This is a genomic window from Streptomyces sp. NPDC002835, assembly GCF_053591995.1.
Genome location: NZ_JBSFUW010000011.1, coordinates 163,946 through 183,593, shown reverse-complemented (window position 1 = coordinate 183,593; position 19,648 = coordinate 163,946). Strand labels below are relative to the sequence as shown.

The following is a 19,648-nucleotide window of genomic DNA, read 5'->3' as shown; positions in this document are numbered from 1 at the left end:
GTGAACGCGGTCGCGGAGATCGAGAACCTGCGCGTGGACGTCGGCGGCCGGGCGATCGTCGACGGGGTGAACCTCCGGGTGCTCCCCGGCACCATCACCGCCCTCGTGGGCGCGTCCGGCAGCGGTAAGACGACCACCGGCCTCGCCCTGCTCGGCGAATACCCGGCCGGCGCACGCGTCACCGGTCACGTACGCGTGCCCGACGGCCTGATCGGATACGTCCCGCAGCAGCCCGGCGCCGTCCTCAATCCCGCGCGCCGCGTCGGCGCGCTGCTGCGGGACATCGCCCGTACGCAGGTACGCCACTTGCCGCGCCGCGAGCGCCGGACCGCCGTCGGCGAGCGGGTCCTGCGCGCCCTGTCACTGGCCCAGCTCCCCGACGCGGCGTCCATGCTGCGGCGCTTCCCCCACCAGCTGTCCGGCGGCCAGCAGCAGCGCGTCGTGCTCGCACAGGCGCTGCTGCTCGGCGCCAGGGTGGTGGTGGCCGACGAGCCGACCACCGGCCAGGACGCCCTGACGAAGCGGAGCATCGTCGACCAACTGGCCGCCGTGGCACGGGAAGGGATCGCCGTCGTCCTGCTCAGCCACGACCTGGACGTCGTACGCGCACTCGCCGACGAAGTGCTGGTCATGCGGGACGGGCAGGTGGTGGAGTCCGCGCCGGCCGAGCGCCTGTGGCTCGCACCGCGGCACCCCTGGACGGCCGAACTCCTGGCGTCCGAGGCCGCCGCCACCCGCATCGAGCCGGACTCCGAGGGCGGCGCGGTCCTCCGGGCCGGGCCCCTCACCGCCCGCCACGGCCGGACCGCTGTGCTCCACATGCCCGAACTCACCCTTCGCGCCGGCGAATGCCTTGCTGTCGTCGGCCGCTCGGGCAGCGGGAAGACCACCCTGGCCCGCTGCCTGGCCGGCCTGCACCGAGACCACGACGGGGAGATCCTTCTCGACGGCGTCCCTCTCCCGCGCAGTCTGAGAGACCGCACACGTCGGCAACTCGCCGCAGTGCAGTACGTCTTCCAGGACGCCAGGGCGGCGTTCGACGAACACCGCCCGGTCCTGGACCAGGTGGCCCGGACGGCCGTACGGCTGCGAGGTCTGGCCGAGGCGGACGCCCTCGCCGAGGCGCTGACCACGCTCGCCGGCCTCGGCCTGACCGAAGACCTCGTACGCCGTCGCCCCGGCCGGCTGTCCGGCGGCGAACTCCAGCGCGCCGCGCTGGCCCGCACCCTGCTGGCCCGGCCGCGAGTGCTGATCTGCGACGAGATCACCTCCGGCCTCGACACGGTCACCCGGCGGGCGCTTCTCGACACGCTCGCCGGACTCGTGCGCGACCGGGGCGATCTGTCCCTGGTCCTGATCACGCACGACCTGGCCACGGCCGCGACGGCCACCCGCATCGCCGTACTGGAGGCCGGCGACCTCGTCGAGGAGGGACCGGCGCGGCAGCTCCTCACCGCTCCGCGACACCCGTTCACCGTCCGGCTGATGGAGACCACCGCACGGCTGACGACGCGGGCAGGCGCCTGAGCCGTCATTGTCCGCGCGGTGACGCCGCTGGGACGCGCGGGCCCGCTTGTTCCCAGGGGGCGGAACTGGCGTGCGGGGCGCCGACGTCAGGCAGCGGCAGGGGCTACCAGGTCCGCCACGGGCGGGGCGAGGCGGGCGAAGCCTTCCTGGCGCTGGTAGGGGAAGTGCGGGTAGGGCGCTGCCTTGCTGCTCGCCGCGTTGAGTCTCGCGATCTGGTCGGGCGTGAGCGTCCAGCCCACGGCGCCGAGGTTCTGGCGGAGTTGCTCCTCGTTGCGGGCGCCGATGATGACGGAGGAGACGGTCGGCCGCTGCAGCAGCCAGTTGATGGCGATCTGCGGAACGGCCTTTCCGGTCTCCTGCGCGATCTCGTCGAGGGCGTCGACCACGCGGTAGAGGTGCTCCTCCTCGATCGGCGGGCCGTAGTCGGCGGTCCGGTGCAGCCGGCTGCCGGCGGGTATCGGCCGGTCGCGGCGGATCTTGCCGGTGAGCCGTCCCCAGCCGAGCGGGCTCCAGACGAGTGCCCCGACGCCCTGGTCGAGGCCGAGGGGCATCAGGTCCCATTCGTAGTCGCGGCTGACGAGGGAGTAGTAGACCTGGTGGGCGACGTAACGGGAGTGGCCGTACCGCTCCGCGACGGCGAGGGACTTCATCACCTGCCAGCCGGAGAAGTTGGAGACTCCCAGGTAGCGGATCTTTCCCGCTCGGACGAGATCGTCGAGCGTGGACAGGACTTCCTCGACGGGGGTGCCGGCGTCGAAGGCGTGCAGCTGGAACAGGTCGATGTGGTCGGTGCCGAGCCGGCGCAGCGCGTCCTCGCACGCGGTGATCAGACGCGACCTGGACGAACCCGCGTCGCCCGGGCCGTCGCCCATCGGCAGGCTGGTCTTGGTCGATACGATCACCTGGTCCCTGCGGCCCTTGATCGCTTCACCCAGCACCTCCTCGGACGCGCCGCCGGAGTAGACGTCGGCGGTGTCGAACATCGTGACCCCGGCGTCCAGGCAGATGTCCACGAGGCGGCGCGCTTCGCGCGCGTCGGTGGTGCCCCAGGCGCCGAACAGCGGTCCCTGGCCGCCGAAGGTGCCCGCACCGAAGCTCAGCGCGGGAACCTTGAGCCCGGACGCACCCAGCCGCTTGTATTCCATGGCCACTCCTTGAATTGCTCAGCCGACAGGTCTAACGGTTCTGGAGTTCCGTTAGTATGGACTTCAACGTAGCAGGCGTCGGCAATTAATGAAACTGGAGTCCCGTTATGGGTTCGGTTGGTACGGAGGGTGTGGGCGGTGTGGACGGTGCGGAGCCGGGGACCGTCCGGCCCGGAGGGCGTACGGCGCGGGTGCGGGCGGCGGTGCTCCAAGCGGCCGGGGACTGCCTGGCCGAGCGCGGCTTCGTCCACCTGGACCTCGGCGACGTCGCGCGGCGTGCCGAGGTGGGCAAGACGACCGTCTACCGCCGCTGGGGAACGGTGACCGGCCTGGTGGCCGACCTGCTGACGGACATGGCAGAGCAGTCACTGCCGCGTACCGAGACCGGCTCGCTGCTCGGCGACCTGAAGGCCAACGCCCGGCTTGTGCAGCGCACTTTGGCAGATCCGCGGCAGGGCGCGCTGTTCAAGGCGATGATCGCGGCCGCCACCTGCGAGCCGAGGACGGCCGAGGCGCTGCACCACTTCTACGACATCCGCGTCAAGGAGTGGGCGCCATGCGTCCAGCAGGCCGTCGACCGGGGCGAGTTGCCCGAGGACACCGACACCCACGAGGTGATCCGCGCTGTCTCCGCCCCCCTTTACTACCGCCTGTTGACCAGCGGCGATCCCCTCGACGAAGCCGCCGCGGACCGGGCCGCGGAGGCTGCCGCGACAGCGGCGCGCGCGGGAGCGTACCTGCGGAGCGACGGGGTGGCGTGACCGCTGAGTGGGTCCGGGATGGATCCCGCCTGGGCTGAGTGAAGTCGGGCGATGCGATCCGGTGGGCCCGGCTCGGGAGAATCTCTACGGTGTGGCGGGAAGTCGCACCGTGACCAGGAGACCACCGGTGGGGCCCCTCATTGGAGACGGCGGGCCGCTGTCCTGGCGTATGCGATTTCGGTACGCCCGCGATACACGCGATACCCGCCATCCCCGGCGACGAGCAACCGGCTTACACCGGCGGCGAGATGGTCCCGCCGCCGGTGAGCGCGCCGGTAACCCGGCTGCGGAGCCTCAGCCGTTGGCCAGCGTGCGGTCGAGGAGGGGGAGCAGGCGGTCCCAGTGGCGTTGCAGTCCGGCGGGGTCGAAGGCGTCGGTGTCGGACATGGTGAAGCCGTGCACGGTGCCGGGATAGATCTCGGACGTGTACTCGACCTTTGCGGCGTCCAGGGCCCGGTTGAGCCCGCCCAGGGCCTCGGGCGTCAGGTCGCTCTCGGCGTGGCCGAAGTGCACCTGTGCGGTGATCTCGGCGAGGGGGCCGGGTCCGTCCGCGCCCACGGGACCGTGGAACGCGGCGAGGGCAGCCACCTGGCCGGGATGAGCCGCGGCGGTGCGCATCGCGAAGAGCCCGCCGATGCAGTAGCCGGTCACCGCGACCGGCCCGGCGGCGACCTCGGGCCGGGTGGTGAGGAACCTGAGGTAGGCGTCGGCGTCACGCAGTACGCGGTCGGCGGTGTGCGCCTCGATCAACGGCATCACCTGGTCCATGAGCGCGGGCCGGGCCTCTTCCCCGATGTGCGCGGGAAGGTCGATCAGCGGTGCCGGGCCGTGCCGGTAGAAGAGGTGGGGGACGAGTACGTAGTACCCGTGCCCGGCCAGTTCGCGGGCCATCTCCCGCAACACGGGCCGGATGCCGAAACCGTCCGCGTACATCAGCACCCCGGGGTGCCGCTCGCCGTGGCCGGGGAAGGCGGCGAAGGCGTCGGCCTCGCCGTCCGTGGTGGGAATCCGCAGCGTCTCGGTGGGCATGAAGTCTCCTGTCGTGGTTGATGTGTAGAGCCTGTGATCAACACGACGGAGGCGGAGCCCGCGCAACAGCACCGGAGCCTCGACCGACCAGCGGGCCCGCACCGGCCCGCCCGGCGCTCAGAGGGGCACCGGGTCACCAATCCGTGCGCGGCGCAATGCCATCCCGGTATTCATGAACGCAGCTTAGCCCGCGCTGCGATCACGTTCGCTGACACGAAGACCGCTTGCTGGTCGCGGAGCCGGCCGAGTGCGGAAACTGCGTAGCCGCCGCGTTCGCGGTGCCGGTATCGTCCGGTCTCCCGATCCGCCGTACCAGCGGCCCACGTTCAGAGAGCGATGCACATGGCCAGCCGGCAGGCAACGACGACCCTGTGGCGCCCCACCGGCCCCAAGGAGCTGGATCTGGTCCGGGAGCTGAACTGGCGTGCCTGGCCGCCCCGGCTGCCCGAGCAGCCGATCTTCTACCCGGTCCTCAACGAGGAGTACGCCATCAGGATCGCGCGGGACTGGAACGTGAAGCACGACGGCGCCGGCTTCGTCACTCGCTTTGAGGTCGAGTCGCGGTTCTTGAACCGGTATCCCGTCCAGCAGGCGGGCGGGCAGACGATCCTCGAGCTCTGGGTTCCGGCCGAGGAGCTTGACGACTTCAACGCCCACATGGTCGGCGAGATCCAGGTGGTTCACGAGTTCCGCTGAGGAGTGAGGCCTTGCTGACGGAGCACGCTGGTCCGGTGCGGTGATCCCGACGTGGCTGATGTGATCACGGCGTCGGAGCCGTCCTGCAGAGCGTTTTCATCGTGCTCCCTCCCGTCGGCCGGAGCTCAGGCTTCGTTGTCGGGGGAGTGCAGGAGTGCTTCGGCGATCCCGCGGACTCGGTCCAGGGTGATGCCGGTGCGCTGCTCGACTGCGAGAGGGTGGTCGGTCGGTTCGAGCTCGACGAAGGGGCGCTGTCCGACGGGCCGGGTGTGGACGTTGGTCTTCAGGTTGATGGTGCTGGGTGAGTAGAGGGGGAGCTCTGTAGCCAGCCAGCCGAAGTACGGCTCTTCTGATTCGCGCCCCGGGGTATTCCATATGTCTGCCGCGCGAGCAAAATTGCCCCGGCTCAGAGAGACCCAGACGGACCAGGAGAACACGTCAGCGCTGCCGATGACCGGTATCTCGACCAGGCCCTTGACGAAGTAGTGCTGTGCCTTGATGACGCACTGGTCCGAGGAGAGCAGGCTGTCGGGGGCATCGGCGAAACCGGGGTCCCAGGCACAGGGAGCCGTGGCCGCGTAGCCCATCGGCAGCTCGGTGTGGTGCTCGCCGCAACACGAGCATGTGAATCCGAGATCATTGGTCATGTGCGGCAGCCTGGTGATCGCCTCTGACACCGCTGAGGACGGCTGCGAGGCTCCCGGCCCGACACCGGGACCGGCAGGTCATAGACCCGGGGCGCCCCAGAGCGGGAACCAGCGGGTCAGGTCCTGTTCGAGGCGGAGGTCGTCCTGGACCGCGGCTTTGACCTGGAGCTCCAGAGCGTTGTCGCGCTTCTCGCCCGGCAGGGGCGCGAAGGGGTAGAACGTGCCGCGTTTGTACAGGTAGACGAGGGTGAGCGGGCGCTGCTCGGCGTCGTGGAAGACGGTCAGGGAGCAGAGCAGTTGGGGTCCGAAGCCGCTGTCCTGAAGAGCGGTGTTCACCGCGTGCAGGTCGCTTACGAGCGCGGGCAGGTCATCGGGGCCGCGGCGGGAGAGGAGCCAGGAGTAGCCGTAGGCGTCGCGGCTGAACTCCACTTGGGTGCCGCCTCGCTCGGAGTCCGCGTTCAGCAGGGCGCGTACCTCCTGCTGGATTCGGGCGAACGCCCCGCCCTCGATGGAGGCGAAGCACACCGAGCCCGCGCCGGTCGGGACGAAGCCGGTGGCGGCCTGGAGTGTGATCGCCGCCGAGGGCAGGCCGAAGAGCTGGTCCAGGTCGGGCCTGGCCGGCTTGCTCCGGCCGAACAGGACATCGAGGAAACCCATGCGGTCAGCTCCTTCTGCACGGCCGGCGGATCGGGCGGACGGGGCGGGCCGGGCCGGACCGGCCGGCGGTGAGGTCGTGCGTCGTCATGGCGTCTCACCGAGCTGCCCCGAGATCTCCGCCAGGGCCTCCAGCCGGCGTTCAAGGCTGGGATGGGTGGAGAACAGCTTGGCCACCACGGTGCCGGGCCCCAGCGCGGGGGTGAAGAAGAACGCGTTGAACGCCTGGGCGGTGCGCAGGTCGCGGGTGGGAATCCGGGCGACGTCGCCGCTGATCTTGGTCAGCGCCGCGGCGAGGACGGACGGTTTGCCGGTCAGCATGGCCCCGGCCCGGTCGGCAGACAGTTCGCGGTAGCGGGACAGCGCCCGGATGAGCAGGAAGCTGAGCGCGTAGACCAGGGCGGAGACGGCCATGACGATCGCGAGCACGGCCGCGGTGTTCTGGTCCCGCTGGCGTCCGCCGAACAGCTGGGAGTAGAAGGCGAAGCGGACGATGAGGCCCGCGATCACGCCCAGGAACGAGGCGATGGTGATCACCGCGACGTCACGGTGTGCGACGTGGGACAGCTCATGGGCGAGGACGCCTTCGAGTTCCTCGGTCTCCAGACGACGCTGCAGTCCGGTGGTGACGCAGACGACGGCGTGGTCCGCGTTGCGGCCGGTCGCGAACGCGTTGGGCAGGTCCATGTCCGAGACGGCCACTCGGGGCTTGGGCATGTCCGCGCTCGCGCACAGCCGGTCGAGGATTCCGTGCAGTTGTGGCTGCTCCTCGCGGCTGACGAGGCGGCCGCGCATGGCGTACAGGGCGATCCGGTCGGAGAACCAGTACTGCGCACCCAGCAGCCCGGCGGCTATGACGACCACCAGAAGCAGCGACTCGAGCAGCACGACCAGCGCGGCGATGAACGCCACGTACAGCAGCCCGAGCAGGAACATCGTGACCACCATGCGGGTGGTCAGCTGGCGATCGGGCTCAAAGCGGCTGCGCATGTCCCACTCACCCCGGGATCAGACCCTCGTCGGAGATCATTTCCTGTATCTGCCGCAGGCTGGTGTCCGCATCGGGCAGCACCAGGTCGGACGGTGTGATCATCTCGTCCGGCAGCGGCGCGCCGAGGGTGCGCACCGCGTCCAGCAGGGCCGGCAGAGCGGCGGCGAACGCCTGCTCGTCGTCTGCGTCGGCGGCCGACTGCACAGCGGTGTCCAGCCGGTTGAGCTCATCGATGCGGTCTTCGGCGATCTCGAACTGACCCTCCCCCAGAATCCGGATGATCATGAGCCGGCCTCCTGATCCGGAGGAGTCCGGCCGCCCTTGCCGCCCTCCACGGCCGGTGGAGCGCCGGACGCCGGAAGCTCGGCCTTCATGCGGGCCAGCTCGGTCTCCACGTCCTGGCCCGCCGTCGCGGCCTCGAGTTCGGCCTGGAGGTCGTCGCGGCCGGCCGGCAGGGTGGCGTCCTCCAGCGCGCCGGAGGCGACCAGCTCGTCCAGGGCGCCGGCGCGGGCCTGCATCTGCTCGGTCTTGTCCTGGGCACGCTGCATGGCAAGGCCGACATCGCCCATCTCCTCGCCGATGCCGGTCACGGCCTCCGAGATGCGGGTCTGGGCCTCGGCCGCGGTGTAGCCGGCCTTGATCGTCTCCTTGCGGGTACGGAACGAGTCCACCTTCGACTGGAGCCGCTGCGCGGCGAGCGTGAGCTTCTCCTCCTGCTCCTGCAGCGACGCCTGCTGGTCCCGCAGATCCGTGAGCTCCGAGGTCACCGCCGTCCGCCGGGCCAGCGCCTCGCGGGCCAGGTCCTCACGCCCCACCGCCAGCGCCTGCTGCGCCTGTGACTGCAGTTTGCCCGTCGACTGCTGCAACTGGGTCGCCTGGAGTTCGACGCGTTTGCGACTGGTTGCCACATCGGCCACACCGCGCCGTACTCTCTGCAACATCTCCAGTTGCTGCCCGTAGGAGTAGTCCAGGACCTCGCGCGGATCCTCTGCCCGGTCCAAGGCATTGTTGGCCTTGATGCGGAAAAAGTCGCCGATACGGCGAGCGATGTTGCTCATGCCGACCGCCTCCCTCAGCTCTGCGCCAAGCGGCCGTACACCCGAACAGGGCCGAACCGGTCCATGCATGCCTGACGTCGGCCCGCCGCAGTCACCGCTGAACGCGCTCTTCTTCCATTGTCGCGCGTGTCGCGCGCACGCTCCTGGCAGGCGCAGGCGCAGGCGCAGGCGCAGGCGCAGGCGCAGGCGCAGGCGCGGGCAGAGAGGCAGGGAGGCAGGCAGCCGGGCAGCCGGGCCAGGGGCGCGGGCCGGTGCGCCCGAAGCTCAGGCGGTCGCGGAGCGTATCGGTGAGGGTGCAGACCGGCGCGGCGGCGACGTCGGCATGACTTCAGGTGTGCAGGGTGGGCCGGTAGATGAGCTCTTGGATGTGGCCGTCGAGCGTCCGGCTCTCGATCAGTTCGAGGTCGAAGTCGGCCGCGCCCTTGAAGATCGGGTCCAGTCCAGTCCGGCCTGTGATCACAGGGAAGAGGGTCACCTGGACGCGGTCGACCAGGCCGCCGGCCATCAGCGCCCGGTTCATCGACAGGCTGCCGTGCGAGCGCAGCGGTACGTCGGACTCCTTCTTGAGCCGGGCGACGACGTCGACGGCGTCGCCCTTCACGAGGGTGGCGTCGGGCCAGTCGAGGAGGCCTTCGAGGGTCGTCGACACCACCGTGGCCGGCGTGTTCCGCATCCGCGTGACCCATGGGTCACGCACGTCGGAGTCCTCGGTGCTCTCGGCCAGCATCCGAGCGAACATCCGATACGTGGTGGCCCCGAAGACCATGCGCTGCTCGTCGCCGTACAGGGCGAGGCGGTGGTCGAGGAGCTCGGGGCCCTGCTTGCCCCAGTAGCCGGTCCAGTCGCCGCCGGCGGCGCCGAAGCCGTCGAGGCTGGAAAAGACGTCGAACGTGTAGGTGGCGGTCATGATGCTCTCCTCCAGTGCGGTTGATCGCCTGTCGGGGATACAGACTCGCCGGCACCGCGAGATTCATCGGCCCCGGACTCCAGGAGCGTGGCACGCCGATGGGACCATGGCCTCGTGCCCACCATGGTTGTCGAGGTCCACGTGCCGTTGCCGCCGATGCCCGGCCTGCCGGACGGCTCCCACCCGTTTCCCTGGATCGAAGAGGTCGAGGACCTCCTGTCCGATCTTGAAGACCAGGGTGAGGTGGAGGTCTTCGACGACGGAGAGGAGGCCGAGGACGTCTACGTCTTCTTCCTCACCGGAGCCGGTGAGGAGGCCCTGCTGGCGGCGGCGTCCCGCGTGGCGACGCTGCCCGGGGTTCCTGCCGGGGCCTTTGCGGTCGTCAGTGACGACGAGGCCGAAGAGTTCGGCCAGGGACGACGGGTGAGCCTTCCGCTGTCTGCGGTCTGACGGCCGGCGCGGAGCCCCGGACCCGGCGTCGCGGCTCATAGGCGCAGTCGCGGTTCATCGGTGTATGCGGATCGTCGCGTACGTCTCGCCATCCCTCGGCGGCCGCGTCCAGGAACGGGTGGTGAACGTGTGCAGCCGGCCGTTCACCATCGCGTGACGTTGCAGCTGGGCACCGAACTCCCCGGCCACCGCCTCCAGCAGCGACCGTTCCGCCCCGGCGCCGCCCTCCGGGTCACCGAAGAACCGGCCCGCCCCTTGGAGTGGACAGCAGCTCCCGGCCCCGCTCCGGAGTCAGCAGCGGCCCGAGCACCGGGTCCGCCACCCACCCCAGCGGCGCCAAGTGGTCCGGTCCCAGCGGCTCCCACAGCGGCAGCGCGTTCCTCAGCGTCCGCCACGCCCCGTCGGTGTCTCCCCACCGCGCCAGCTCCCGCGCCCGCTCGACCGCCTCCCCGAACGGTCCGGCCGCCGTGTACCGGTAGGTGCCGTTCCGCACCTGATCCAGCGTCCCGTAGGCCAGTGACAGCAGGTCCTCGTCGGCGCCCCGCACATGGAACCTCAGCGTGGAGTCGTCCCGGTACGCATGCGCCGCGTGCTCGGCGACCAGCGGTGGCAGCAGCTCGGGCGCGTACAGCGGGTCCGTCACCAGGCCGTCGTAGTACACCATGTACGTCTGTCCGAGCAGGCGGCGAATCTGGTCGCCCAGCCCGGCTGCCCGCGGTCTGCCGTACCCCTTGGCCTCGTCCAGCGCCTTCCGGGCCCGCTCCCAGCAGCCGGACAGCGCCTGCAGCCGGGCCTCCTCCACCAGGGCGTCCAGCTCTCGCGTCGTGTCGTTGACGAACGCCGGCTCGCCGTCGCTCCGGTGCGCCTGCAGGGAGTGGAACTCCCGGTGCATGTCCCGCATGAACTCAAGGAAGCTCGCGTGCCGTTCGGGCGGCGCGGCCCGCCAGCCCGCCCACGTGTACACCGGCCACTCACCGTCCTCGTCCACGTCCTCGGGGTCCATGACGACGTAGGTGGCGTCGGATTCGACGTCGAGCTGCAGTCCGCGCCGCCAGATGTCCACGTCCCGCTGCTCCTCGGGCCCGGCGTCCTCGTCCAGGTCCTCCTCGAACATCTCCGCGAGTCCTGACTCGTCGTTGTGCCAGTGCGCGGCCTCGGTTCCCGCCAGCAGCCAGACGAAACCGCCCGCGTGCCGCCAGCCGTCGCTGACCGCGAGGAACTCCCGGTACGACGGGGGCATCCGCCGGCCGAGGCGCTTCTCCATGGCTGAGATGCGCTCCTCGGACGCGGGCGGGAACCCCAGCCGGCGCGCCCGGCGCGCGGCCTCGTCGTCCTCGCTCCGCGTCTCGCCCTCCGTCAGTGAATCGGCCCACTCCGCGCTCCACTTGAGCAGGAAGGACCGCCAGTCGAATGCCGTGGTGTCCGTCATACGTCCGATGCTGTCACCCACCACTGACATCGCACCGCTGCTCGCTGCCGCCAACGGGGCCCTCGCGTTCGGGACCTGCCCGGCAAGGGCGACATTTCGGTGTTCCGTATGAGCGGCCTTTCGTTTCGGCGAGCATTTATGACACGTTCTGCCCGTGGGGCCGGCACTTCATTTGACAAAGTGTCTACGCGCTGGACGGGATGACGCTTCCGTTCGGCCTACCCTGACGGCGACGCTCTTTCTGGTCTTTCGCGGTTGCCATGGAAATTCCATTTGTCAATCGGCGCAGGCTCCGCCGGAGCCTGGCTTCGCCATTCGGAAATGTGCTCACATCCCATCAATGGGTACCCTCCCATCAGGTCAAACATCGATTTACGTGGCGACCGTCACGCACCGGAATCTGAAGACTACGGGCTGGTTGACAAGTTCCGGCCGGATGGGGTTCTCTCTGACGGGTAAAGGACCGCCGAGTAAGTCCGGGAGCCGCCGGACCGCCCTTCATTTGTCTACCGGAACGTGAGTGGCAGAACGCCTTTCTGAAGTGCAAGGCTGTTGGATCGAGGTTCCGTTTGCCCGGAATTCGCGATGTCGTATCGGTGAGAGACGCGTACCGAAAAGAGGCGCGTACCGAAAAGCGCTGCGTATCGAAAAGAGCTGCGTACCCGCAAGAGCTGAGTAGACAGCCACGCCCGTTGGGCTGCTGACGCTTGACCAGATGTGCCCGCGCCACTGAACCGAGGGGACCAATGGGAAACGACGGCAAAACGTTAGTCCACGAGCGTTTCGCGCTCCGCGCTGCCGCGCAGCCGGAGGCGATCGCAGTGGAGCACGGTGAGCTGCGGATCACCTACGCCGAACTCGACGAACGTGCCAACCGGTTGGCCCACCGCCTGCAAGCCGAAGACATCGGCCGCGGCTCGGTCGTCATGGTCCACATGGAGCGGTCGATCGAACTGATCGTGTCCATGCTCGCCGTGTTCAAGGCGGGGGCGACCTACCTGCCGGTCGATCCGAGCCTGCCCGACCACCGTGTGGCAGCGTTCCTCGAGGAGACGGGCTGTGCCGCCGTACTCACCGGCCCGGGCACACCGGACCGCTCCCCAAGACAGGGCCTGTCCGTGCCGGTTCCCGGGGCGGACGAAGGACCGTCCTCGCAGGAACCGACGGGCCCCTTGGACGTGGCGGTCGACGGGACGGACTGCGCCTACGTCATCTACACGTCCGGCTCGACCGGCACTCCGAAGGGCGTGAGGGTAGAGCACGCATCGCTCGCCTACCTCTTCGACGAGATCAACGAGCGCTACGGAATCCGCCCCGAAGACCGCGTGCTGCAGTTCGCGGCCATCACCTTCGACACCTCCATCGAGCAGATCCTCGTCACGCTGCTGAACGGAGCGACGCTCGTCCTCCCCGACCGCCTCTGGGCACCCAGCGAACTCTCCGGCGAGCTGGTCGAGCGCCGTGTCAGCGTCATGGACCTCACCCCTTCGTACTGGCGTGCGTTCCTGTCCGAGCTCGCCGCCGCGCCGACGGAACTCCCGGTCCGGCTGACGATTGTGGGCGGCAGTGCGGTCCATGCGGAGGACTGCCGTACCGCGCTGCGCCTGATGCCGCAGTCCCGGCTGGTGAACGCGTACGGACTGACCGAGACGACGATCACCTCCTGCACGATGGAGATAACACCCCAGGCGCTTCCCGAGCTTGGGCCCGCCCCGGTCGGCCGGCCGCTGCCGGGCACCCACGTCCATGTCCTGGACGAGGACATGCGCCCGGTCCAGCCGGGGGAGCACGGCGAGATCTACGTCTCCGGGCGCGGCGTCGCCCGCGGCTACATGAGCGAGAGTGCGACGCGCGCCCGGTTCCTGCCGGATCCCCACGCGGAGCGGGCCGGGACGCGGATGTACCGGACCGGAGACCTCGGCGGCTGGACGAGTGACGGGAACCTCGAGATCGTGGGGCGCGCCGACCGGCAGATCAAGGTACGGGGCTTCCGCGTCGAGCCGGGCGAGATCGAAGCGACGCTCACGTCGCACCCACTGGTCGCGGACGCCGTGGTCACCACGTACCACCGCCGGGGTGAGACCGAGATCGCCGCGTACTACGTCACGACTGCGGGCGACTCCCTCGACTCACGGGCCCTGCGCGCCTACACCGCGGATCGGCTGCCCGGCTACATGGTCCCGTCGGCGTTCGTCCGCATCACCGACATGCCGGTGAAGACCAACGGCAAGGTCGACGTGGCGGCCCTGCCCGAGCCCCAGCCCGAGCTCGAACACGGACCTACGCCGGGGCCGGCAACGGCGAGTGCCACGGAGCAGCCCGCCGGGCTGGTCGAGCGTGCCGTCGCCGGGATCTGGCGACAGGTGCTCGACCTCGACCACGTCGGGCCGGACGACAACTTCTTCGAGCTGGGCGGAAACTCGGTCCTGGCGGCCCAGCTCCTCGCCAAGGTCCGGGCGTCCCTCGGCATCATGATCACCCAGGTGCGTCCGCTGATCCGGCTGCTGCTCGACGACGCGACGCTCCACGGCTTCGCGGGCGCGGTCGAATCGGCCAGGGCCGGGACCTTCTCCGACGACGCCAAGGCGGTGGACTTCGCCGCCGAGACCGTGCTGGACGTGCCGGTACGGCGCGTCCCGGCCGAACCCGCCTCCTGGCAGCAGCCGGCCCACATCTTCCTCACCGGCGCCACCGGATTCCTCGGGATCTACCTGCTGCGCGAACTGCTGGCCACCACCGGGGCGACCGTCCACTGCCTCGTACGGGCCGGTGACGAGAGCCACGCGATGGACCGCGTCCAGGCGAACGCGCGGCACTACTTCGGCGACGACCTGGCCGCGTACCGCACCGCGGGGCGAATCGCCGCCGTGCCGGGCGACCTGGCCGAACCGCGACTGGGCCTGCCGGAGGAGGAGTTCGACCGGCTCGCCCGCCTCGTCGACGTCGTCCACCACCCCGGCGGGCTCGTCAACTTCATCTACCCCTACACGCACATGCGCGCCGCCAACGTCGAAGGCACCCGCGAGATCATCCGCCTGGCCGCCCGGTACCGCAACGCCCCCGTGCACTACACCTCCACCATGGCGGTGGTCTCCGGCTTCGGGACCGCGGGAGTCCGGCACGTCACCGAGCGCACCCCGGCCGCCCACGTCGATCACCTGTCCGTCGGCTACGTCGAGAGCAAGTGGGTCGCCGAGGCGCTGCTGCAGAACGCCGCGAAGGAAGGGCTCCCGGTCGCCGTCTACCGGGCCGCCGACATCTCGGGCGACCGCGAGACCGGTGCGTGGAACACCGCGACGGAGATGTGCGCGATGAAGCGGTTCATCGTGGACACCGGCACCTCGCCCGTCGCCGAACTGCCGCTGGACTACACGCCGGTGGACTGCTTCGCGGCGGCGGTGGCCCACATCGCCGCGAAGCAGCTCCCGGCGGGCGAGGTCTACCACCTCACCAACCCGGGCAAGGTCAACGTCGCCGTACTCACCGACCGGCTGCGGGCGCACGGCCACACCATCCGCGACGTGCCCTGGAGCGAGTGGCTCGACCAGGTGGTCAAGATCGCGGTGGAGCAGCCCGATCACCCGATGACTCCGTTCGCCCCCCTCTTCATCGACCGGTGCTCGACCGGCGTGATGAGCGTGGCGGAGATGTATCTCGAGACGACGTTCCCCGTCTTCACCCGGGACAACGTGGACGAGGCCCTGCGGGACAGCGGCATCCGGATCCCTCCCGTGGACGACGAGATGCTCGACCGCTACATCCGGTATCTGACCGACATCGACTTCCTGTGAGGCGGGCATGCTGATCGCCGGCCTGCCGCGGCCCAAGTCGGCCTGGGAGTCACTGGATCTGACGGCCTCGCCCGTCGAAGGACCGGTCGCCTTCGGAGACGATCTGCGGCCCTACAGTCTGCTCAGCGCCTATCGGCAGGGGTTGTACCCCTTTCCCGCCGACACCGTCGAGCACCGGCTCCTCAACGAGATGAGCTACGAGTCCGAGGTGGCGGCCGGGCGGGTGAAACTGCTCGCCGGCTCGGAGGAGCCGTACGCGGTCGCCTGGTGCTCACCGGACCCGCGGCCGCTCATCCTCGTGGACCAGGCCCGCATCCAGCGCAGTCTGCGCCGCCAACTGCGCGGCACCGACTGGACGACCACCGTCGACGTCTGCTTCGAGCGCGTCGCCACCCTGTGCCGTGAGGGCCGTTCCGAACGCTGGCTGACCGACGAACTGCTCGCCGGCCTGTGCCGTCTGCACGAGTGCGGCTACGCCCACAGCGTGGAGGTGTGGGACGACGGCGAACTCGTCGGAGGCACGTTCGGTGTGCGGATCGGCGCGGTCTTCAGCGCCGACTCGCAGTTCACCCTGCGCAGCGGGGCGGGCAAGGTCGCCGTCGCCGAGCTCACGCGGCGCTTCGCCGAGGCCGGCGGCGTCGCCGTCGACGTACAGCACGACGGCGACCACGCCAGGCTGCTCGGGGCGCGCCCCGTCTCCCGGGCGCGGTATCTCGAACTGCTCCGAACGCGCCACCGGGGCAGGGCACTTCCGACCGGTACACGGCCCGCTCGCCGGCTTGCCGACTGAAGCCGACCCAAGCCGCCCCAAGACGACCGACACCGTCCGAAGACGACCTCCGCCACACACGTCAGGAGACCCGCCATGTCCACCAGCGCTGTCGGCACCGAACTGCACGTCGCCAGTCTCGCCGAACGGCCCGACCTGGAGCCGGCGATGCTGACGATGGAGTCGTCCTGGCCGGCGTACATCCGGCCCGAACCGACGCTGGTCCACTGGGTGTTCGAGCGGCACGCACAACACCAGCTCGTGGTGTTCGACGACGACGACACCGTCGTCGCCCGCGCGGCCAGTGTGCCCCTCGCCTGGGACGGCGACCCGGACACACTGCCCGACACCGGCTGGGACGAGGCGCTGCGCCAGTGCATGACCGACACCTACTCGGGCCGTGAACTCAACACCCTGTGCGCCATGGAGATCGCCGTGGTGCCCGACCGCAAGGCGCAGAACCTGTCCCGGCGCGCACTGGACGCTCTCAAGGACCACGGGCGGCGGACGGGCCACGGCGACATGGTGGCGCCGGTGCGGCCGAGTCTCAAGCACAGCCGTCCGCAGCTTTCCATGGACGAGTACGCGCGGCGCACACGCCCGGACGGGCTCCCCGAAGACCCCTGGCTGCGCGTGCACGTGCGCGCCGGCGGTCAGGTGCTCAAGGTCTGCCCGGTGTCGATGACGATCTCCGGCAGCCTGGCGCAGTGGCGCGGCTGGACCGGGCTGCCGTTCGACACCAGCGGACCCGTCGAAGTGGCCGGCGCCCTGGCCCCGGTCGTGGTGGACGTCGACAACGACCACGCCGTCTACATCGAGCCCAACGTCTGGGTCCGCCATCGGCTCACCGACCCGGCCCTGCCCTCCTGAACACCCGGCACCTTCGAACATCTGTGATCCCGGACCGGCCCCGGTCCCTTTGACGATCGACCACGGAGGACGAATCCCGATGACTGCAGCTGCGAACAACCCCACCGAGAAGATGCGCCTGCGCGCCGCGCTGATCGAGCGGATCGGCGGATACATGACCGCCCACTCGATCGGTGTCGCGGCCGACCTGGGGATAGCCGACCTGATGAAGGACGAGGTGCGGGGCAGCGACGAGATGGCCGCGGAGAGCGGCACCCACGAGCCGTCGCTGCGGCGCCTGCTGCGCACGCTGACGGCCGTCGGACTCGTCACGGAACCCGAGCCGGGCCGCTTCGCGCTGACCGACGTCGGCGCCCAGCTGCGTTCCGACTCCCCCGACTCCCTGCGCGCCTTCTCCCGTATGTTCTGCCACCCCATCCTGCTCCGCGCCTGGCAGGGCCTCGGCCACTCGGTCACCACCGGGGAGCGCGCGTTCGACCACGTGTACGGGAAGGACTTCTACAGCTACGTGGCCGACCAGGGCGAGGCCAACCGGCTGTTCAACGAGGCGATGAGCGAGGAGTCCAGGATCGCGGCCGCCCAGCTCGCCGCCGGCTACGACTTCTCGCACGCCAGGAAGGTGGTGGACCTCGGCGGCGGCGACGGCACGCTCCTGTCGGCCATTCTTCCCCACCACCCCCACCTGAAGGGAATCGTGTTCGACAGCGCCGCCGGTGTGGCCGAGGCGCCCGAGGTCCTGGAGAAGGCAGGCATCTCGGACCGCTGCGAGGCACGGGCCGGCGACTTCTTCCAGGACATCCCCTCGGACGGCGACCTCTACATCATCAAGAGCGTCTTCCAGGACTGGAGCGACGAGGACTCCCTGGCGCTGCTGCGCTCCTGCCGGTCGCAGATGCCCGACTCGGCCACCCTGCTGATCGTGGGCTCCGTCCTTCCCGAGACCGCGTCGACTCAGCAGCCGATCATGTTCTTCACCGACCTCAACATGCTCGTCAACACCGGCGGACAGGAGCGGACCGAGAGCGAGTTCCGCGCCATGCTCGACACGACGGGCTTCACCGTGCGGTCCGTCCGGCTCGGCGCCGCCGGACCGCTGTCCATCATCGAAGCCGTACCCGCGGCGAGTCGGTGACGGCGCCGGGCTTCGGTGCGGAGCTGTTCCTCGGACGGCTCCGCACCGACCTGCTCACCCTGCCCGCCGGTGACCCGAGGCTTCTCGGCGAGGAGGAGACGCGATTCCTCGCCTCCCTGCGGGAGTTCTGCGAGAAGAACATCGACGGCGAACTCATCGAACGGGACGACCGCATCCCGGACGACGTGATCGAAGGGCTGAAGGACCTCGGCGCCTTCTGCATCAAGATTCCGCGGAGGTACGGCGGGCTCGGCCTGTCCGGCCTGTGCTACCTCCGGGCGCTGATGATCGTCACCACCGTCCACTCCGCCCTCGGGGAACTGCTGGCGGCACACCAGTCCATCGGACTGCCGCAACCCGTCACCCTGTTCGGCACCGAGGAGCAGAAGCGGGCGTTCCTGCCGCGATGCGCACGTGAGATCTCGGCGTTCGCGCTCACCGAACCGGACATCGGCAACGACCCGTACCGGATGCACACCACAGCGGTGCCCGACCGGACAGCGGGCACGTACACGCTGAGCGGCGTGAAGCTGTGGGCCACCAACGGCGTCATCGCGGACCTGCTCATGGTGCCGGCCATCGTGCCCGGCCCGGAGGCGGGCCACGGCGGCATGACCGTGTTCGTGGTGGAAGCCGACTCTCCCGGTGTCACGGTCGAGCACCGCAGCTCCTTCCTCGGGCTGCGCGGCCTCGAGAACGGTGTCATCCGGCTGCACGACGTCGTCGTTCCGGCGGGCAACCGGATCGGCGACGAGGGCGCGGGACTGGAGGTCGCCCTTGCGGCGCAGGACACCGGCCGGCTGTCGCTGCCCGCCGTGTGCGCCGCGGCGGCCAAGTGGAGCCTGAAGATCGCACGCGAATGGGCCGGCGCCCGGGTGCAGTGGGGGCGGCCGATCGGGGACCAGGAGGCGGTCGCGGGCAAGTTGGCCTTCATCGCGTCGACCGCGTTCGCGCTGGAGGCCATGGTCGAGGTCTCCGGCCGCCTGGCGGACCTGGGCAGCGCCGACACTCGGCTCGACGCCGAGCTGGCGAAGCTCTTCGCCTCGGAACAGGCATGGCTGGTCGCGGACGAGCTCGTACAGCTGCGGGGCGGCCGCGGATTCGAGACGGCCCGGTCGGCGGCGGCCAGGGGTGAACGCGGTGTCCCGGCGGAGCAGTTGCTGCGCGACCTGAGGATCGGGCGGATCTTCGACGGCTCCACCGAGGCGTTGAGAGCGTTCATCGCCGCGGCGGTCGTCGAACGCCACCGCGCAGGGACCGAAAGTTTGCCGGCGGCCGAGGACATCGGCGAGGCACCGGCCGACGACGGGGACTCCCTGGCCGGACACAGGCGCTTCGCCGCCCGGGCGGCACGCAGACTGGCGCAGTGGAGCGGCGAGTCGGCCGCTCAGCCGGACAGCGAACTCGCCGACCACCAGCGCCGCTTGGGCCGGATCGTGGACATAGGTGCGGAGCTGTACGCGATGAGTGCGAGCTGCGCCTACGCCGAAGCCCTCACCGACCACGGCGACACACCGGCGCAACTCGCCGACGCGTTCTGCTCGCAGTCCCGGCAGCGGGTCACGGAACTCTTCGAGCGGCTGACGCACAACACCGACGCGGGCGATCGCGGGCTCGCCCGGCAGGTGCTCGACGCCCGGTTCACCTGGCTGGAGGAAGGCGTCATCGACCCCTCCGTCGACGGCCCGTGGATCGCGACACCGAAGCCGGGGCCGGCGACCGGACCGAATCTGCGGCGCACCGTGCCGGCAGGCGGACGTACCGGCTGAACCCGCACAAGACAAGGAGTACG

The 19,648-nt window shown here is 70.1% G+C and carries 17 protein-coding genes and 1 pseudogene; 9 read left to right on the top strand and 9 right to left on the bottom strand.

The genetic code is table 11. The features are described 5' to 3' along the window. Entirely contained in the window at window positions 1–1,527 is a 1,527-nt protein-coding gene (locus tag ACWD01_RS15220) for an ABC transporter ATP-binding protein (RefSeq protein WP_451161925.1), read from the top strand. A gap of 86 nt (window positions 1,528–1,613) precedes the next feature. Here ACWD01_RS15220 and ACWD01_RS15215 read toward each other — a convergent pair whose 3' ends face one another. Continuing rightward, window positions 1,614–2,672, bottom strand: coding sequence for an aldo/keto reductase (locus ACWD01_RS15215; protein ID WP_451161835.1), 1,059 nt, complete (start codon window positions 2,670–2,672; stop codon window positions 1,614–1,616). A gap of 107 nt (window positions 2,673–2,779) precedes the next feature. On the opposite strand from ACWD01_RS15215, the gene ACWD01_RS15210 reads away from it, so the two are divergent. Then, complete coding sequence (locus ACWD01_RS15210; RefSeq protein ID WP_451161833.1) at window positions 2,780–3,433, top strand: TetR/AcrR family transcriptional regulator C-terminal ligand-binding domain-containing protein; 654 nt, start codon at window positions 2,780–2,782, stop codon at window positions 3,431–3,433. A gap of 294 nt (window positions 3,434–3,727) precedes the next feature. Here the strand turns inward: ACWD01_RS15210 and ACWD01_RS15205 are convergent, their stop codons facing one another. Continuing rightward, the gene (locus ACWD01_RS15205) at window positions 3,728–4,462 is read right to left on the bottom strand and encodes a dienelactone hydrolase family protein (RefSeq protein ID WP_451161831.1); all 735 of its coding nucleotides are present in this window, start codon (window positions 4,460–4,462) and stop codon (window positions 3,728–3,730) included. A 342-nt stretch (window positions 4,463–4,804) separates the two neighbouring features. Between ACWD01_RS15205 and ACWD01_RS15200 the strand changes: the two genes are divergently transcribed. Continuing rightward, window positions 4,805–5,158, top strand: a complete 354-nt coding sequence (locus ACWD01_RS15200; protein WP_451161829.1) for a hypothetical protein — start codon at window positions 4,805–4,807, stop codon at window positions 5,156–5,158. Window positions 5,159–5,283: 125 nt separating this feature from the next. Here the strand turns inward: ACWD01_RS15200 and ACWD01_RS15195 are convergent, their stop codons facing one another. From ACWD01_RS15195 to ACWD01_RS15170, 6 genes are all read right to left on the bottom strand, one after another. Further along, window positions 5,284–5,745, bottom strand: a complete 462-nt coding sequence (locus tag ACWD01_RS15195; RefSeq protein ID WP_451161923.1) for a DUF2199 domain-containing protein — start codon at window positions 5,743–5,745, stop codon at window positions 5,284–5,286. 138 nt (window positions 5,746–5,883) lie between these two features. Next, window positions 5,884–6,462 (bottom strand): PspA-associated protein PspAB, encoded by a 579-nt coding sequence (gene pspAB, locus ACWD01_RS15190; protein ID WP_451161827.1) that lies wholly within the window; start codon window positions 6,460–6,462, stop codon window positions 5,884–5,886. Window positions 6,463–6,546: 84 nt separating this feature from the next. Then, the gene (gene htpX / locus ACWD01_RS15185; RefSeq protein WP_451161825.1) at window positions 6,547–7,449 is read right to left on the bottom strand and encodes a zinc metalloprotease HtpX; all 903 of its coding nucleotides are present in this window, start codon (window positions 7,447–7,449) and stop codon (window positions 6,547–6,549) included. Between the two features lie 7 nt (window positions 7,450–7,456). Then, window positions 7,457–7,735 (bottom strand): PspA-associated protein PspAA, encoded by a 279-nt coding sequence (gene pspAA, locus ACWD01_RS15180; RefSeq protein ID WP_451161823.1) that lies wholly within the window; start codon window positions 7,733–7,735, stop codon window positions 7,457–7,459. Further along, window positions 7,732–8,508, bottom strand: a complete 777-nt coding sequence (locus ACWD01_RS15175) for a PspA/IM30 family protein (protein WP_451161821.1) — start codon at window positions 8,506–8,508, stop codon at window positions 7,732–7,734. The genes pspAA and ACWD01_RS15175 overlap by 4 nt, the downstream gene beginning before the upstream one ends. Window positions 8,509–8,836: 328 nt before the next feature. After that, a complete protein-coding gene (locus tag ACWD01_RS15170; RefSeq protein WP_451161819.1) occupies window positions 8,837–9,415 on the bottom strand; it encodes a dihydrofolate reductase family protein in 579 nt (192 codons plus the stop codon). A 123-nt stretch (window positions 9,416–9,538) separates the two neighbouring features. Here ACWD01_RS15170 and ACWD01_RS15165 point away from each other — a divergent pair, with 123 nt between their 5' ends. Then, entirely contained in the window at window positions 9,539–9,865 is a 327-nt protein-coding gene (locus ACWD01_RS15165) for a hypothetical protein (RefSeq protein WP_451161921.1), read from the top strand. Window positions 9,866–10,112: 247 nt separating this feature from the next. Here the strand turns inward: ACWD01_RS15165 and ACWD01_RS15160 are convergent. After that, a pseudogene (locus tag ACWD01_RS15160) lies at window positions 10,113–11,294 on the bottom strand (SMI1/KNR4 family protein); the annotation flags it as partial. Window positions 11,295–12,040: 746 nt separating this feature from the next. Between ACWD01_RS15160 and ACWD01_RS15155 the strand changes: the two are divergent. The 5 genes from ACWD01_RS15155 to ACWD01_RS15135 all read left to right on the top strand — a co-directional run bounded on the left by ACWD01_RS15155 (window position 12,041) and on the right by ACWD01_RS15135 (window position 19,625). Beyond that, window positions 12,041–15,085: an amino acid adenylation domain-containing protein gene (locus tag ACWD01_RS15155; RefSeq protein WP_451161817.1), complete on the top strand. Its 3,045-nt coding sequence runs from the start codon at window positions 12,041–12,043 to the stop codon at window positions 15,083–15,085. 7 nt (window positions 15,086–15,092) lie between these two features. Further along, a complete protein-coding gene (locus tag ACWD01_RS15150) occupies window positions 15,093–15,875 on the top strand; it encodes a leucyl/phenylalanyl-tRNA--protein transferase (RefSeq protein ID WP_451161815.1) in 783 nt (260 codons plus the stop codon). 75 nt (window positions 15,876–15,950) lie between these two features. Next, a complete protein-coding gene (locus ACWD01_RS15145; RefSeq protein WP_451161813.1) occupies window positions 15,951–16,724 on the top strand; it encodes an N-acetyltransferase in 774 nt (257 codons plus the stop codon). 79 nt (window positions 16,725–16,803) lie between these two features. After that, window positions 16,804–17,856, top strand: coding sequence for a methyltransferase (locus tag ACWD01_RS15140; RefSeq protein ID WP_451161811.1), 1,053 nt, complete (start codon window positions 16,804–16,806; stop codon window positions 17,854–17,856). Beyond that, window positions 17,853–19,625 (top strand): acyl-CoA dehydrogenase family protein, encoded by a 1,773-nt coding sequence (locus tag ACWD01_RS15135; RefSeq protein WP_451161809.1) that lies wholly within the window; start codon window positions 17,853–17,855, stop codon window positions 19,623–19,625. Before ACWD01_RS15140 ends, ACWD01_RS15135 begins: the two co-directional genes overlap by 4 nt. The last annotated feature ends 23 nt before the right edge of the window (window positions 19,626–19,648 follow it).